We start from the raw sequence: 16,544 nt of genomic DNA, 5'->3' as shown, positions 1-16,544 counted from the left end.
GTATTTTTCATTACAAATGTGCTACAATGATAGCAAACATCATTTGTGGGGGAATTACTTTGAAGATTCATGGAAGCTTCATGGCGGTCCTTAGTTATCTTGTAACCGTTTTGTTGTTCTTTCTTTTCGGCGATGCTTTTAACATTACCGTTCTACAATTTGCCAAAGAGTTCAATCCGCAAAAAGGATGGCTTGAATATATCTCTCAGTCTTCGTTTCCGTTTCTGTTAGCACTTCCAGTATATATACTCGTTCGTCATAAAACAAAACAAATATAAAAAATAACGAGGTCTATAAGACCTCGTTATTTTTTATATTTAAAATCTTCAACTTACATTCATTCCTCCATATGCTATTGCAAAGGAGGGAATTCCAGTGTTTTGGTCATATCGAGAAGAAATGAGAAACAACATGCAAAGTGCACTACTACAAAACGTGGCATCAGGAACATATATTGCACAATTACTGATTCGAAATACACATGCTGTTTACAAAAACATTGTATTTGAAGGATACACAAATCACATTGCCTTGTTCTCCGGAGGCAATATCCCAGCCTCCGGTATACTACGCGTTCATCCAAATGATATTATTGCCATCGTCATATAACCTACATGCACGTTTCTTCTACCGTTTGAATAAGTTCTTTTAACATGGCAACGGACGTTTCAATTGAAAGTGAATAGTATCGTTGTGTTCCTTTTTGCTCAATTGTTACCAACTTATTTGTCCGCAATATTTTTAAATGATGTGAAATCGCAGGTCTTGATAAAGAAGAGAACTCTGTAATCTCATTAACCGTGAGCGCCTCATTCTCAGCCAACAACAAAATAATGTCTTGTCTGGCTGGGTCACTAAGTGCTTGGAACAATGGTATACAGGCTCGAAACATATCAATAGCTTTTTGTCCCATAGCAACCATCCTCTCATTCGTTTAAACTGATGAACGAATCATATAAGAATTTGTAAGCTATGTCAACTGTAGAAACTGAAGAAGCAATTTTCTAATAAAAAAGAGCCGGCATAGCGGCTCTTTTTTGTGTTAGATGGATTTAACCAGCTCTACTACTTCTTCTGCAGTAGACATATTTAAAGCTTTGTTTGCAAGCTCTTGCATTTCTGTTTTAGACAGCTTACGAATTTGTGTTCTTGCAGGTAAAATAGACGTTGCGCTCATACTGAATTCATCTAATCCTAAGCCGATTAGAAGTGGAATAGCTAATGCATCGCCCGCCATTTCGCCGCACATTCCAGCCCATTTTCCTTCTTTATGTGCTGCATCAATTACCATTTTAACAAGGCGTAGAATTGCCGGATTATATGGTTGATACAGATAAGACACGCGCTCGTTCATACGATCTGCTGCCATTGTGTATTGAATTAAGTCATTTGTGCCAATAGAGAAGAAATCAACTTCCTTCGCAAATTGATCTGCAAGCACTGCAGAAGATGGAATTTCTACCATCATACCTACTTCAATGCTATCAGATACACTTATGCCACCTGAAATAAGCTTGTCTTTCTCATCAATCAGGATAGCCTTTGCTTGACGGAATTCGTCCAGCGTTGCAATCATCGGGAACATAATTTTTAAATTTCCATATACACTTGCACGAAGTAATGCACGAAGTTGCGTACGGAAAATTTCTTGTTCCTCAAGACATAAACGAATTGCTCGATAACCTAGGAATGGGTTCATCTCTTTTGGTAAATGTAAGTATGGAAGTTCTTTATCTCCACCAATATCAAGCGTACGCACAACAACCGGCTTACCGCCCATGCTTTCAAGAACAGTTTTATAAGCCTCAAACTGTTCTTCTTCTGTTGGCAGGTTGTCTCTTCCCATATACAAAAACTCCGTACGGTACAAGCCAACACCTTCTCCGCCGTTATCAATAACACCTTTTACATCTTTAGGTGTACCAATATTGGCAACTAACTCAACATGCGTACCATCACTCGTTACTGTTGGTTCATTTTTTAATTTTGCCCATTCCGCTTTTTGCTCTTCAAATTTGGCTTTCTTTTCTTCATAAGCACGAAGAACATCAGCAGAAGGGTTTACAATAACATCGCCGTCTAAACCATCGACAATGACAATGTCACCGTTTTTAATTTGTTCCATCACAACTTTTGTACCTACAACGGCTGGAATCTCCATAGAACGTGCCATAATTGCAGAGTGAGACGTACGACCACCGATATCCGTTGTAAATCCTTTTGCGTATTTACGATTTAACTGTGCAGTATCAGAAGGCGTTAAGTCTTCAGCAATGATAACAACTTCTTCTGTAATTGTGCTTGGGTTAGAAAAGCTTACTCCTAACAGATGAGCTAGAACACGTTTCGTTACATCACGAATATCAGCTGCACGCTCTTTCATATATTCGCTATCCATGTTTTCAAACAAGTTCACAAACATTGTAGCAACTTCATTCATAGCATATTCAGCGTTTACTTGCTCACCCTTAATTTTATCTTTTACAGGATTTACAAGTTCTGGATCGTTTAATACTAACAAATGAGCTTCAAAAATAGCCGCTTTGTCTGCCCCTAGTTCAGCAAAGGCAAGATCTTTAATCGCAGCCAATTCGTTTTTAGATACAGCAAGCGCCTCATCTAAACGAACCACTTCTGCAGCTGTATCCTCAACAGTTTTCTTTTCAATGATTAGTTCAGGATTTTCGAGGCGGAACGCTTTCGCAATTGCGATCCCACTTGATGCGGCAATCCCCTTGATGTTAAGAGACATTACGCTCCCAAACCTTCGTTTTTCATTGTTTCTTCAATCGCTGCTAGTGCTTGAGCCGCATCGTCACCGTTTGCAGTAATTTTAATTTCAGCACCTTGCTGAATACCAAGAGACATTACACCCATGATAGACTTTAGGTTTACGGTTTTTCCAACATACTCTAAGTTGATATCTGAGTTAAATTTGCTTGCAGTGTTAACAAGAAGTGTAGCAGGACGCGCGTGAATACCTGACTCACTAGTTACTTTAAAGATTTTTTCCATAATTGATAATCTCCTTTGTGTTTCAGTTGTATAGACAATATGCCTTATTTACATTTTATATAATAGGTGATACAGGGTCAACCATATCACCTATTATAAAGTATGAACTTTTTTCGTCAAATTACTTAATAGTAATAACGCCTTTTTGACCTTTTGCGGCAGTACCTTCTGTAATTACAACTTCTTGTCCATCTTTTAAATTTGTAAAGACAATTGGTGTAATAATAGATGGCGCGTTGTTTTTTACAAAGTCTAAATCCACCTTCAGAAGCGGCTGACCTTGTGTTACTTTATCACCTTGTGCAACTAGGCTTTCAAAACCTTCTCCACCCAGTTTTACAGTATCAATACCAAAGTGAATTAGAATCTCTTTTCCACCTTCAGATTGAATACCAATAGCATGCTTTGTAGGGAATACATTTACAATCTCACCGTTTACAGGTGAAACAACTGTACCCTCACTTGGTTCAATCGCAAACCCATCACCCATCATTTTCCCTGAGAATACTTGATCAGGAACCGATGTAATTGGTAGGATTTTACCATCGATTGGAACCGCAATTTCTTCAACTGCTTCTGTAACAGCAGGAGCCGATTTTACCTCGGACGCCACTGTAACTTGCGGTGTACGACCTTTCATAATGTCATGAATTTGGGATTTTAGTGTGTCGGATTTCGGACCAAAAATCGCTTGAATATTGTTACCAACCTCTAGTACCCCAGCTGCACCTAACTCTTTAAGACGATCTTTATTCACTTCTTTTTGGTCTTTTACTTGTACACGTAGGCGTGTGATACACGCATCTAAAGAAGCAATGTTTTCTTTGCCACCAAGCGCTATAAGAACTTCACGAGGAAGCTCTCCCGCTTCAACTGCCACTTCATCGTCATTGTCAGCAACGATTTCACGGCCAGGTGTTTTTAAGTTCCATTTGCGAATTACAAAACGGAATCCGAAGTAATAGATTACAGCGAATACAAGACCAACTACCGGTACCCACCACCATGCTGTACGGTTTTGAAGTACACCGAACAATAAGAAGTCGATAAGACCACCAGAGAATGTCATACCAATTTTAACACCTAAAATGTGCATTATCATAAATGAAAGACCCGCGAACACTGCGTGAATTGCAAATAATACAGGAGCAACGAACAAGAATGAAAACTCGATTGGCTCTGTAATACCTGTTAAGAAAGAAGTTAATGCTGCAGATCCTAAAATACCGGCAGCCAGCTTTTTGTTTTCAGGACGTGCTTCATGATACATTGCTAAAGCTGCTGCTGGTAAACCGAACATCATGAATGGGAATTTACCTGTCATGAATGTACCTGCAGTTAATTCAGCACCATCTTTAAGCTGTGCAAAGAAAATCTTTTGATCACCGCGGATAATTTCACCTGCAGCATCTTTGTAAGAACCAAACTCAAACCAAAACGGCGCATAGAAAATATGGTGCAACCCAAATGGAATAAGAGAACGTTCAATTAGACCAAATACGAACGCTGCTAATGTTTTATTTGTATCAATCATGCTGTGAGAAAATGCGTTTAAACCACTTTGAATTGGTGGCCAAATCACAATCATAATTAAACCCAAAATTAAAGCAAATGTTGCTGTCGCAATTGGAACGAAACGTTTGCCAGCAAAGAAGCCTAAGTATGATGGCAACTCAATATTAAAGTATTTGTTATAGCAATAAGCAGCAAGAATACCGACAATAATACCGCCGAACACACCAGTCTGCAATGTCGGAATACCTAGAACGTAACCATAAGAAGGATCAGTAAACCCAACTTTAACTGGTGTATCTGCATTAATTACTGATACCTTACTTGCAACATCCAGCGCCACACTCATTGTTTTGTTCATGATGAGGAATCCGACAATAGCAGCTAAACCTGCTACGCCTTCTCCACCCGCTAGACCTACCGCAACACCAACTGCAAATAATAATGCAAGGTTTGCGAAAATAATGTCACCAGATTGCTCCATAACTTTTGCAACCATTACAAACCATTCTGCTTTTAATGCAGGAATACGGCTTGTTAATGTCTCGTTTTGGAACGCATTACCAAAACCAAGTAAAATACCCGCTGCCGGTAGAATAGCAACCGGGAGCATAAGGGCTTTACCGACTTTTTGAAGAACACCAAACAGTTTTTTAAACATTTGGAATCTTCCTCCCTTTTCTTATTAATATTTTTCCGACAAACATAAAAAGGCATGAGGAAAAAAGGCAGGATATAGCTTTTCAAAGGTATTATACCCCTTTGATGCGCTAACATTCCTTCCCTTCTTCACTCATGCCTGATCGAATCAGTAACACGTGTCGAATTAGTATAAAAATAAATGCAATATTCAACTATCATGACTAATCCACAACTGCTTTAATAACAATTGCAATATTTGTCGAAAAATAGACTTTTTGTCGTAATGCTATTATACATAACTCATGTAAGCGATTCAACACTTTTTTTTAACAGTATTCAACTTACAAAATTCGACATTTTCTTTATTTACATTACAGTACTTTGTCTGATTCTATACTACTTTACATTTATTTTGCTTTGTACTAATCGTTGTAGGTGCATTGTGAGATAAACGATTTCCGCTTCATACACAGGCTGTTGCAATTGGTTTTGCATCACTTTTACAAGTTTCCACGCTAAATTATAACAAACTGGGTACTCATCTTTTAAAATTTCCGCAAATCGCTTAGGTTCTTCTACTTTTTCACCATTTTTTACGCGCTCAATCGCATAATGAAGATGTCTTACTAAACGGAGATAATGAATGCTTTCTCTGTCTATTAACAAATCTAATTGCTCCTCAGTCAATGTGATAAGATGAGCAATGAGACGAGAGTTTTGGTTTACGGATGATACTTCTGAATTTGTTATAGCACTATAAATGTGTAGCGCAACAAAACCAATTTCACCTTCCGGTAGTTCTATCTGTAATCGTTCATTGATGAGAGAAACCACATCTGTTGCTATTTTATACTCTTGTGGATATAGAGCCTTTGTTTCCATTAAGAAGGGATTATCCATTGCAAATCCTTGTTTTAAACGGCGAATTGCAAACGCAATATGATCAGTAAGTGCTACGTGAATATGCTCATTTAAGGGTGCCTCTACTCGTTGCTGAATGTAAAGCAATACGTCGTTCATAATTTCAATTAATCGTTCGCTTACATGAGGTACAAGCATTTTATATTGCTCTTGTTCTCGTTCATTTTTTAAAACAAAAATTTTCTCAGCACGCTCTCCATCGAGTATATCATCTGTTTTTCTACCAAATCCAATCCCCTTACCAATTACCACTACTTCATTGTGCTGATTATGGGAAGCAATAATAACATTATTATTTAAAACTTTCTTGATTTTGAGACATTCTTTCATAAAATCCACCCCCCTTACGTAAAAACGCAGTTTATTTCCATGTTACAAAATATGCTTCTTTTTCGTCAATGCAAAACATTGCCACTTTTAGAAAGCAAGTTTCTTAGACAAAGTCTTGTCGTCCCTCTATAATAATACAACGTATACTGTATGAAAGAGGTGCTTCATGTGATTAAAATGTTTGTAAGCGATATTGATGGTACAATAATGGGTCACGGAGGAGTCATTGACGAGCAGGATTTGTTAGCACTAAGACAATTGGCATCAGAAGGTGTTGTACTGTGTTTTGCTTCTGGTCGACTGGACAATGAAATTGCATCCTTAATGAAAGATATTGCGACAGACTTTCATCGGATTAGCGTCAACGGTGTATTTATTTATACACCAACTAACGAACTTTTATTTTCGGCGGCTTTTGAACCGTCCATTTTAAAGGATTTGGTACAAATCACACAAGGAAGCAAGTTTATACGGTATGTAAGTGATGAACATAATTATTATATAGAAGAGAAAACCCCATTTGTGTTGGAATTAGAGGAAAAAGCAACAATGACATCAATTGAAATGCCTAGTCTCATAGATGAAATTGGAGTGTCGTTGCATCCTAATAAAATTTCAGTCGGTGGTGAAGAAGAAGATTTACTTGATTTACAAAAACAAATCGAACAGCGATTCCCAAAATACGTTAACACTTTTATTTCAGCCAAAAATTGTTTAGATATTGTTCCAGCCAATGTTGATAAGGGGTCTTCTATCTCATTGTTACTGGCACAACATAGTCTTGCTCCCCATGAAATGGCTTGTGTTGGGGATTCGTATAATGACATTTCAATGTTTAAACTGACACCATACAGCTTTGCTATGGAGATAGCAGATGCTGAGGTTAAACAACATGCTGCGCATGTTGTCACATCTGTTAAAGAAGCTGTTGAGTACGTTCGTAAATATAACAAAGAAAACTTCACACCACAAGCGTGAAGTTTTTCCTATTTCTGCCGAGAGATGGTTGTAATAAATTTATAACGATCGCCGCGATATATGCATTTTACATATTCAATTGGTAAATCTTTTTCATCATAAGACGTTTGTTCCACAACGAGAACCGGTGCCCGATGCGCAATCTGCAGATGCGTAGCCTCCTCCTCTCCAGCAACAGAGGCTTCAATTGTCTGCGTAGCACGAAGTAACTTATACCCCAGTCTTTCTTCTAAATGTTCATACAAAGAATGCTGAAGAATCCTTTCATTCATATCTTTGACAACATCTGCTGAAAGGTACGTTGTCTCATAAGCAATCGCCTCCTGATTGGCTAAACGAATACGACGAATTTCGTATACGGAAGTTCCTTCAGCTACCTTTAACTTTCCTGCTATTTTAGCAGATGCATCAACGATGCCAAAGCTAAGCAATGTGCTACTTGGATGCATCCCCCTCATTTTCATGTCTTCAGTAAAGCCTGTCATGCTTTGCAAGCGTTGTTCCACTTTTGGTAATTGTACAAATGTTCCAATTCCTCGTTTTCGTAATAGATACCCCTGCTCCACTAAATTGTTGACAGCTTGTCGAATGGTCATTCGACTCACACTAAATTTTTCACACAACTCATGTTCAGACGGAATTTTATCTCCCGGTTTCCACTCTCCGGACTCAATTTGGTTTTTAACCCATTCTTGAATTTGATAATAAATTGGAAATGGAGAATACTTGTTGATGCTCATACAAACTCTCCTCACTACATAAAGATAACGCCTGCTGATCAGTGATGATAAGTACATCGGGATGTTCGCGAAGTATAGTTGCAGGACACTTCTCTGTTATAGGACCTTCTAGTAGTTGTCGGACAGCCGATGCTTTAGCAGTACCCATAGCTAACAACATAATTCGCTTCGCTTTCATAATTGATGCAATTCCCATAGTAATAGCATGCGTTGGCACATCATGTTCATGATTAAAAAAACGACGATTTGCATGTCTTGTCGATTCTGTCAATTGAATAACATGTGTTCGCGAAGAAAACGACGTACCCGGTTCATTGAAACCAATATGTCCATTTTCTCCAATACCTAGTATTTGTAAATCTACTGGATATTCATCTAATACCTGTTCATATCGCAAGCATTCTTCCTGTAAGTTTTCTGCCATTCCATTTGGTAGAAAATTTTTTTTGAACGAGATATGATCAAATAATTGTTTCTTCATAAAACAATGGTAGCTATTTTCGTGATTGGCAGGCACATTTATATACTCATCTAAGTTTACCGTGACTGTATGGCTTACATCAAGATGATTTTCTCTCATTAACTTATATATCCCCATAGGCGAACTACCTGTAGCCATTCCTAAAACTGGGGTAGATTGTGTACGTAGTATTTCTACTATCCAATTATAACCCGCTTTTGCCAACTCTTCATTTGAATTTACGATAAGTATCTTCATCACACGTCCTCCCATTACTATAATTTAAATGAATACCACATCTTACTGTATCTTCAATAAATAGTTCCTCATTTAACACTACAAAGTCCGCATCTTTCCCTGGCAATAGTGCTCCTTTGCGATGAAGCTGAAACTTTTCCGCTTGGTTAACTGACGTCATAAGCACTGCTTCTTCAATCGTACAACCCGTAAAGGCTATAATATTTCGAAATGCTTCATCCATTTTGAGAACACTTCCTGCTAGCGTCCCATCGGCTAGTGTGGCTTTTCCTTCTTTCACAAAGACCGTTTGCCCACCAAGCTCATATGCGCCATCCTTTAATCCTTTTGCTCGCATCGCATCTGTAATAACGCTTATTTTCTTTGCACCTTTCAAACGATAAGCAAGTTTAATCATTTCTGGATGAACATGAATACCATCAGGGATAATTTCAACCATAGTATCTTCTTGCAACAACACGTAGCCCACAACGCCCGGCTCACGATGATGCATGGGTTTCATTTGATTGAATAAATGTGTAGCGTGACAGATATTCAGCTCTTGTAACTGCGCAAATGTGGCATCAGAATGTCCAACAGCTCTAACAATCCCCTTTTCTTGTAAATACCCACCAAATTCTTCTGCATCTGTTTCTTCAGGGGCATATGTGACTAATTTAATTAAATCATTGCTTTCTTTCTGCCACTTCTTAAATTGCTCAATATTAACTGGTACAATGTGTTCCATTGGCTGCGCACCAGCTCTCTTTTTTGATACATATGGTCCTTCTAAATGGATATAAGGAAAGTGGGCCCCTCTTTCTTTTGCTTCTCTCATACTTTGTAATGCATTAGTAATGGCTTGTTCAGATTGTGTCATAGTTGTGGGGAAAAAAGATGTAACACCTTCTTGTAGTAACTTCTCTTCAAACGCTAGTAACAATTCCGCTTCTCCATCCATCACATCAATGCCATACCCACCATGAATATGAATATCAATCATACCTGGAATTATGATACCACCTGCTGCATCGTATACTATTTCATCGTCAGAAGCTTTGTAATTCCTCATACTACCTACTTCTTCTATCACATTGTTATATCGAATATATCCTTCTTCAATTACTTCATAGCCAGTATAAATTTTAACTCGGATAATAACCTTTCGTTTCATGCAAAATCCTCCCTTATTGGATTGGATTTTTGATTTAAAACTAGACAATTAGTTGTCTATACATTTAAAAGTATACTTGATATCTTTAAATTTGAAAAGAAAAAATGAAGAAAATACATCTATGGTCTTATTCTCTTCATTTTAAAAGCGGCAAAGGGGTTTTTCTATTAATTACAATATTACTTCCATCGGTTTGAAATTCTATATCTCCTGACACAGTCGAATAAACTTGCATACCATATTTTCGTAGCCTCTTCATCACACTTTGATGAGGATGACCATATGGATTTCCTTTTCCATAAGACAATACAACAAACTGCGGATTAGCACTCGTAAGCAAACGCGCACTCGATGACGTATAAGAGCCATGATGACCAATTTTTAATACATCAGCATGCACGCTATATCGGTCAATAATTCTTTTCTCCGTCGCAACATCTGCATCCCCCATTAAAAGAAAATCTGCTTTGTTATAACGAACTTGCAGAACAATGGAAGATTCATTATTAGCATCTTTTTTCTTACCATCATTTAATACACGAATGGATATATTAGGATCTAATGGAAGGAACTGCCCTTCTTTTGCTGCAATAAACGGAATTTTACGCTCTTTAACACTTCTTATATACATCCGGTATGTTAACGAGTAATAATGCTTGCCGCTATCTAGTATCATTGTAACTGGTACCTGCTGAATTACTTGTATTAACCCTCCAATATGATCCATATCTGGATGTGTACTAATTACTAAATCTAATTTTTTAATTCTTTTCTCAATTAACTTATGAATAACGGCTTCCCCAGCTTCATGGGGACCTCCATCAATTAATATATGCTTGCCGTTTGGCAGCGAGAGTAGTGTAGAGTCCCCTTGTCCAACCTTTAAAAAGGTAACTGTAAGAGGCGTACGTTGCGATTCACGAGCAACTCTCATTACTGGCATAGAGGGAGAATAACTGGCATAAGATACACCAAATAAACAAAAGCAAATAATAAATATAAGGCAATGCATGGAGATCCGTACCAACTTCAATCGGCCACCTCCTTTTTCATATTGTTTCCCAATCGAAAATCACTATACAATTCCTAGGAAATATACAGCGTATTATGGAGACTTGCCAAGTCGAAGGGAACAATATAACAGGACCTTCTTTCCTTATTAGAACTACACTTTCTTGTTGATTAGAGTGGAAGATTGAGCCCCTGCAGACACGTAGCACTCTAACAGCCCGCGGAAAGCAAATTCCCATAAAGGGAATCACCAACGAACTTTAATGCCTCAAAAAAAAAAAACCAGGCCCTAGTCAAGGGAAACCTGGTTCAATGAATCAAAAAATAAATCAGCCTCTTCTAAGTCTTCCGTTTCCTTTGGTAACGGAGGTAACTCTTTCAAAGATTGTAAACCAAATGCATCTAGAAATTCTTTCGTTGTACCGTATAAAATGGGTCTACCTGTTCCTTCCGCACGCCCCATTTCTTTAATAAGCAATCTGGCTGTTAATGTTTGCAATGCTTTATCTGTTTTAACACCGCGAATATCTTCAATTTCCGTTCTGGTAATGGGCTGGCGATATGCGATAATTGCAAGTGTTTCTAATGCAGCTTGTGACAAACTAGAAGAAGTTGGTGATTCAATTAACTTTTTGTAGTAAAGAGCGTGCTCTTTTTTAGTAATTAATCGATATGCTCCGCCATGCTCAACTAGCCTAAAACCACGGTCTGGCTGCTCATATGTTTCTCGTAACTCTTCTATGATAGAAGAAGCTTCCTCCATTGAAAGGTCGAGCACATACATCAAACGCGACATTTCAATCCCTTCTTCACCGACCGCAAATAATAATCCCTCTGCAACCGCTTTTTGCTCTATATAACTCAAAACCATAACTCCTTCCATTCTCGCCTATCCTTAACTTCCTCATGCAATACTCTTTTGTGAACATCATGAACTCAATCACGCTCTTTTATAACATTTAAGCATATTGGGACTTCATGATATAAATATCCTCAAAATTATGCTCCTGCTCGATAATAATCATCTTCTTCTTCATGAGTTCCAAAATAGCTAGAAAACTTGTTACCAGTATTTCACGTGCATCTGTTTCAAATAATTCATCAAATCGCTTTTTACTCGTACCTTTCTCCAATTGCTGCATAATTTCTTCCATTCTTTTTTCAATAGAAATTTCCTGCCTAACTATTTTTGTCATAAGTGGCTTTTGGACTTTTTTTCGTCTCAATAGTTTCTGGAAAGCAGCCAACATATCATATAAAGTAACATCTACGGGGATATACTCCCCTTGTTCTTGCTTTTGATAGTCAGTGAAATCAACAGGTTCTCTTGTAAATAACTGTGCACGCTCTTGTTCCTTTTCTCTAAGCTGTACAGCTGCTTGTTTGTAGCTTTGATAAGCTAATAATCGCTCCATCAGTTCTTGCCTAGGGTCTTCTAAAAGCTCTTCCTCAATCCACTCCTCTTCATGTTTAGGAAGTAACATTTTACTTTTTATCGCAAGTAAAGTAGCAGCCATGACCAAATATTCACTTGCTACGTCTAATTGCAGTTCTTTCATTGTATGAATATAATTTACGTACTGCTCTGTGATAACAGCAACTGGTATATCATATATATCAATTTCATATCGATGTATTAAATGCAATAGCAAGTCTAACGGACCTTCAAATGCATCTATTTTAATATTGTACTGCACAAGCATCCCACCAACTATTTTCTATAACAGTATAAGTATAGAGCATGTTGCAATACTATCCAACAAAAAAATACATATTGCGTTTTAAGCTATATGTACAAGTAATAAAACGAACTCTCTTTTTAATCCAATAAAGAAACAGGTGCTATTCAGGTGGGTACAGAGCTTATAAAAAGTACATCCTGTATAAAATCATAGGTATTGTGAGAGAAACGGACGACATATATAGTACAATGACAATACAACAAATAGAAGGAGGAATAATGTTGTACCCTCAAGCGTATATACAATACTTACTTCACTTTCATGGAGACAGAGATTATTTTGAATGTCACGAAGTTCTGGAAGAGTACTGGAAGGAGAAACCGAGAGGACAACGCGATGCTTACCTGGTTGGTTTCATACAAATTGCCGTATCACTCTATCACTACAGAAGAAATAACATGGAAGGTGCAAAACGCATGATGCAAAGCGCTCTTCGTATCTTAAGTGAGCAATTACACATAGTACACACACTAGGGCTTGATACAACACAGCTTATTGAATTACTTACTAAGACATTGCATCGCATGGAAACAAATAAACCGTATACCGATATTAACTTACCTCTTATTGCAGATGATTTAAAACAATTATGCAACATGGAATGCGCAAAACTAGGCTTTATATGGGGACAACCAAGCGATGCCACCAATGTTTATCTTATCAACAAGCATACATTACGAGATCGTACAGATGTGATTGCCGAAAGAAGCAAACAAATACAAAAAAGGCGGAGATAATTCTCCGCCTTACAACTGTATCGGATCTGCTTCACATTTCTCACAAAAAGAAGCTGTATGCTCATTTCCGCATACGGTAACACCTGGCATCATAGAACGAAGCTCCTGTACCATTTTTGTTCCAATTCCTGCATGACGGTGCGAAGGTGTAACACAAATGTGTTGAATATGCACAACCCCATCTTCTTTTTTAATAGTACCGATAATTCCTAATACATCTTCATTTTCTTTCCATAAATACAGCTGCCAATTTTGGTTTTCTTCATATTCCTTAACCGTTACTTGCAGCTTTTTTAAATCCTTTTCGGTAGGCATAAATGAAAGAAGACCCATTGCAATTTTTTCGTAACTTTTTTTGAAACGAATCAGCATAAAATTTATCCCTTCTTATAAAAAAACTTTCTTTCCCATACCACTACATATAATATACAAAGCTAATTTCAAGATTGTCTTTTAGAATATGCGTGAATCACCTAAGAATGTCATAAGTATTTCTTATTCTACATCATTTTATAAGCTGTGAGAAGGATTATATCTTGACTATTTATACCAAGGGAAAAGATTATTTCCTGTTTACAAAACATAATAAGTACAATGGAACGTTATGAAGATCACTAATTTTTACTATAGAAAATGACTCTATCAAATCGGTTACTTGTCCCTGCAAACGTAATTTGCCCAGTTGTGAAATCTACCCGGTCCCGTCCATTCAAACAGGTTAATTAGTAACAGTACACTTGTCTCCACCCTACAAGAAAAGACCTGAAAAACAGGTCTTATTCTTCCCAAACTTTCACTTCTTGCATGATATCGCCATTTCTCATAGCTAGTACTGTTTCCAGACCACTTGTCACTTGTCCAAACACTGTATGTACACCATCTAAATGCGGCTGTGGTTCATGAACAATAAAAAACTGACTGCCGCCCGTATCTCTACCAGCATGTGCCATTGATAAAGCACCTGCTTTATGTCGATGCGGATTTCCGGCTGTTTCACACTTAATTGTATAACCAGGGCCACCTGTTCCGTTCCCATTTGGATCGCCTCCCTGACTTACAAAACCTGGGATTACACGGTGAAACGTAAGACCATTATAAAAGCCTTCATTCGCCAACTTCTCAAAGTTTGCTACTGTTCCTGGTGCTTCATTTGCAAACAATTCAAACTCTACCTTTTGACCATTTTCCATTAAAATATAACCTTTTTTCATAACTAAAAAACCTCCTTATCGTTCATACTGCTCAATCATAACACATTTGACTTGTAAAATAAAAATAGTAGAATAGACGTTCTTCCTTATTTTTGATAAAATCCATCTAAAGTCCGATGACAAAGCATACAGTTATATTATAATTAGCATGTTGCCCTCAAAACTTTACAAAGGAGCGATAGTATTGAAAACAAAATGGTTAGCACTTCTCCTTATATTTACATTACTTGTGCCAACTTACGTACTTGCTGATGTAGCTGAAGGAGAAACAATTATTACGCTTGGAGAAAACTTAACCGCAGACCAAAAACAGAAAGTACTCGATGATATGAAGGCGCCCGCTGACGCTCAAACCATTCTCGTTTCTAATGCGGAAGAGCATAAATATTTGAGCCAATACGTTCCCAAAGCTCAAATTGGGACAAAGGCTATTTCTTCATCTAAAATTACGTATACAAAAAAAGGCTCTGGCCTCGTGGTACAAACCCACAACATTTCTTGGGTTACAGATGCCATGTACACTAATGCATTGATTACAGCAGGTGTCAAGGATGCAGACATATATATTACAGCACCGTTTCAAGTAAGCGGAACTGCTGCTTTAACAGGCCTAATGAAAGCATATGAAACAACTGCCAACAAGCCTATTCCTGAAGAAGTAAAACAAGTTGCAAACCAAGAAATGGTTACAACTGCAAAGCTTGGTGATCAAATTGGTTCTGATAAAGCAGTAGAGCTTGTTACACGTGTAAAAGAAGCAATTGCTGAAAATCCGCCAAAAACAATAGAAGACTTACGAATTTTGATTGAAAAGTTAGCCAAAGAACTCGGGATCACCCTTACAGAGGAGCAGCTAAACAATCTAGTTACATTATTTGATAAAATGAAAAACCTAAATATTGATTGGGATCAGGTTACGAATCAATTAAATAAAGCGAAAGAGCAAGTATCTGCCTTTTTAAGCTCGGAAGAAGGACAAACGTTTCTTGATCAAATCAAAGATATTTTTGCAAGTTTCATAGACTTTATTAAATCTTTGTTCAAATAAAGACATGTAAACTCTTGACTGTAGGTTACTGCTATAAGTACAACTAGAAAAACCGACATTCTTTTTTTTGTGGGATAGAAGAACGAACAATATATGGTTGCAGTCAAGGCTTACGGGTCAAGTAAGAATATACACACTTAGTGAGGCGTTCTGGAGTTGTTATTTTCTTGCTATTTATATATTGAAAAAACTATGTAGACTTATATAGTTAAAAAGGGGTCTAGCCATCAACTTTAGCGAAGTCATCCCAATGCCAAAGGCATTGGGATGACTTTTTTATTGTTTTTGATTAAAAGCTTATTTTTTAGGCATACTCAAATACAGCTTCCATTGTCACATATTTTATGCGACTGTGGGTAGCTGAGCCGTTGATTTCTCTATTAAGCTTAGGATTTTAAACGGCGTCGCTTTTTGGTATCGCCGTGCTTTTTTGCCATTCTTGCTTACATCTTGAAAGAGTCTAGTTAGCACGAAGCCAAGATGTTCTAGGGTGTAAAAGAGTGGGGCGTGTATTTTTTTAAGTAAATTTGTACCATATAGGCACACTTCAACTCACTTGGTTCTTTTCGTTGCTTTTCCCACAAAAGTCTTCGCATTTGATAGGTAATACTCGCGACTAAACATAAACGCAAGAGTAGCTTGCGGACCACGTGCGAGCGCACATCTGAGGTTAGGTGTACCGCAAGAGCGGCTACCGGATCACGTGCGAGCGCACATCTGAGGTTAGGTGTACCGCGAGAACGGCTCGCGGACCACGTGCGAGCGCACATCTGAAGTTAGGTGTAC

At 37.7% G+C, this 16,544-nt stretch carries 18 protein-coding genes; 5 read left to right on the top strand and 13 right to left on the bottom strand.

The features are described from left to right. Positions 1–80 precede the first annotated feature (80 nt). Entirely contained in the window at positions 81–278 is a 198-nt protein-coding gene (locus tag EEJ45_RS10870; RefSeq protein ID WP_380018264.1) for a hypothetical protein, read from the top strand. A gap of 97 nt (positions 279–375) precedes the next feature. Beyond that, entirely contained in the window at positions 376–609 is a 234-nt protein-coding gene (locus tag EEJ45_RS10865) for a DUF3915 family protein (RefSeq protein WP_124564838.1), read from the top strand. Between the two features lies 1 nt (position 610). On the opposite strand, the gene EEJ45_RS10860 is transcribed toward EEJ45_RS10865, so the two are convergent. From EEJ45_RS10860 to glcT, 5 genes are all read right to left on the bottom strand, one after another. Next, positions 611–913, bottom strand: coding sequence for an ArsR/SmtB family transcription factor (locus EEJ45_RS10860; protein ID WP_124564837.1), 303 nt, complete (start codon positions 911–913; stop codon positions 611–613). A 129-nt stretch (positions 914–1,042) separates the two neighbouring features. Then, positions 1,043–2,752: a phosphoenolpyruvate--protein phosphotransferase gene (gene ptsP / locus EEJ45_RS10855; RefSeq protein ID WP_124564836.1), complete on the bottom strand. Its 1,710-nt coding sequence runs from the start codon at positions 2,750–2,752 to the stop codon at positions 1,043–1,045. Continuing rightward, positions 2,752–3,015 (bottom strand): phosphocarrier protein HPr, encoded by a 264-nt coding sequence (gene ptsH / locus EEJ45_RS10850; protein WP_124564835.1) that lies wholly within the window; start codon positions 3,013–3,015, stop codon positions 2,752–2,754. Before ptsH ends, ptsP begins: the two co-directional genes overlap by 1 nt. Before the next feature lie 121 nt (positions 3,016–3,136). Then, the gene (gene ptsG, locus EEJ45_RS10845; protein WP_124564834.1) at positions 3,137–5,188 is read right to left on the bottom strand and encodes a glucose-specific PTS transporter subunit IIBC; all 2,052 of its coding nucleotides are present in this window, start codon (positions 5,186–5,188) and stop codon (positions 3,137–3,139) included. Between the two features lie 377 nt (positions 5,189–5,565). Beyond that, entirely contained in the window at positions 5,566–6,420 is an 855-nt protein-coding gene (gene glcT / locus EEJ45_RS10840) for a glucose PTS transporter transcription antiterminator GlcT (RefSeq protein WP_124564833.1), read from the bottom strand. A 168-nt stretch (positions 6,421–6,588) separates the two neighbouring features. On the opposite strand from glcT, the gene EEJ45_RS10835 reads away from it, so the two are divergent. Then, the gene (locus tag EEJ45_RS10835; RefSeq protein WP_124564832.1) at positions 6,589–7,398 is read left to right on the top strand and encodes a Cof-type HAD-IIB family hydrolase; all 810 of its coding nucleotides are present in this window, start codon (positions 6,589–6,591) and stop codon (positions 7,396–7,398) included. Between the two features lie 8 nt (positions 7,399–7,406). On the opposite strand, the gene phnF is transcribed toward EEJ45_RS10835, so the two are convergent. From phnF to EEJ45_RS10805, 6 genes are all read right to left on the bottom strand, one after another. Further along, entirely contained in the window at positions 7,407–8,138 is a 732-nt protein-coding gene (gene phnF / locus EEJ45_RS10830) for a phosphonate metabolism transcriptional regulator PhnF (protein WP_124564831.1), read from the bottom strand. Further along, positions 8,080–8,856 (bottom strand): glucosamine-6-phosphate deaminase, encoded by a 777-nt coding sequence (gene nagB / locus EEJ45_RS10825; RefSeq protein WP_124564830.1) that lies wholly within the window; start codon positions 8,854–8,856, stop codon positions 8,080–8,082. The genes phnF and nagB overlap by 59 nt, the downstream gene beginning before the upstream one ends. Then, complete coding sequence (gene nagA / locus EEJ45_RS10820; RefSeq protein WP_124564829.1) at positions 8,828–10,009, bottom strand: N-acetylglucosamine-6-phosphate deacetylase; 1,182 nt, start codon at positions 10,007–10,009, stop codon at positions 8,828–8,830. Before nagA ends, nagB begins: the two co-directional genes overlap by 29 nt. A 136-nt stretch (positions 10,010–10,145) precedes the next feature. Next, positions 10,146–11,042, bottom strand: coding sequence for a ComEC/Rec2 family competence protein (locus EEJ45_RS10815; protein ID WP_380018249.1), 897 nt, complete (start codon positions 11,040–11,042; stop codon positions 10,146–10,148). Between the two features lie 267 nt (positions 11,043–11,309). After that, positions 11,310–11,885 (bottom strand): SMC-Scp complex subunit ScpB, encoded by a 576-nt coding sequence (gene scpB, locus EEJ45_RS10810; RefSeq protein ID WP_124564828.1) that lies wholly within the window; start codon positions 11,883–11,885, stop codon positions 11,310–11,312. Positions 11,886–11,979: 94 nt separating this feature from the next. After that, complete coding sequence (locus EEJ45_RS10805) at positions 11,980–12,717, bottom strand: segregation/condensation protein A (RefSeq protein WP_124564827.1); 738 nt, start codon at positions 12,715–12,717, stop codon at positions 11,980–11,982. A 266-nt stretch (positions 12,718–12,983) separates the two neighbouring features. On the opposite strand from EEJ45_RS10805, the gene EEJ45_RS10800 reads away from it, so the two are divergent. Further along, a complete protein-coding gene (locus EEJ45_RS10800) occupies positions 12,984–13,499 on the top strand; it encodes a DUF309 domain-containing protein (protein ID WP_124564925.1) in 516 nt (171 codons plus the stop codon). 9 nt (positions 13,500–13,508) lie between these two features. On the opposite strand, the gene EEJ45_RS10795 is transcribed toward EEJ45_RS10800, so the two are convergent. Next, positions 13,509–13,871 (bottom strand): GNAT family N-acetyltransferase, encoded by a 363-nt coding sequence (locus EEJ45_RS10795; protein WP_124564826.1) that lies wholly within the window; start codon positions 13,869–13,871, stop codon positions 13,509–13,511. Positions 13,872–14,275: 404 nt separating this feature from the next. After that, complete coding sequence (locus EEJ45_RS10790; protein ID WP_124564825.1) at positions 14,276–14,710, bottom strand: peptidylprolyl isomerase; 435 nt, start codon at positions 14,708–14,710, stop codon at positions 14,276–14,278. Between the two features lie 184 nt (positions 14,711–14,894). Here EEJ45_RS10790 and EEJ45_RS10785 point away from each other — a divergent pair, with 184 nt between their 5' ends. After that, entirely contained in the window at positions 14,895–15,758 is an 864-nt protein-coding gene (locus EEJ45_RS10785) for a DUF1002 domain-containing protein (RefSeq protein WP_124564824.1), read from the top strand. The last annotated feature ends 786 nt before the right edge of the window (positions 15,759–16,544 follow it).

It is taken from the genome of Ectobacillus antri, assembly GCF_003852715.1.
Classification (GTDB): Bacteria; Bacillota; Bacilli; order Bacillales; family Bacillaceae_G; genus Ectobacillus; species Ectobacillus antri.
This window is presented reverse-complemented; position numbering and strand designations above follow the sequence as displayed.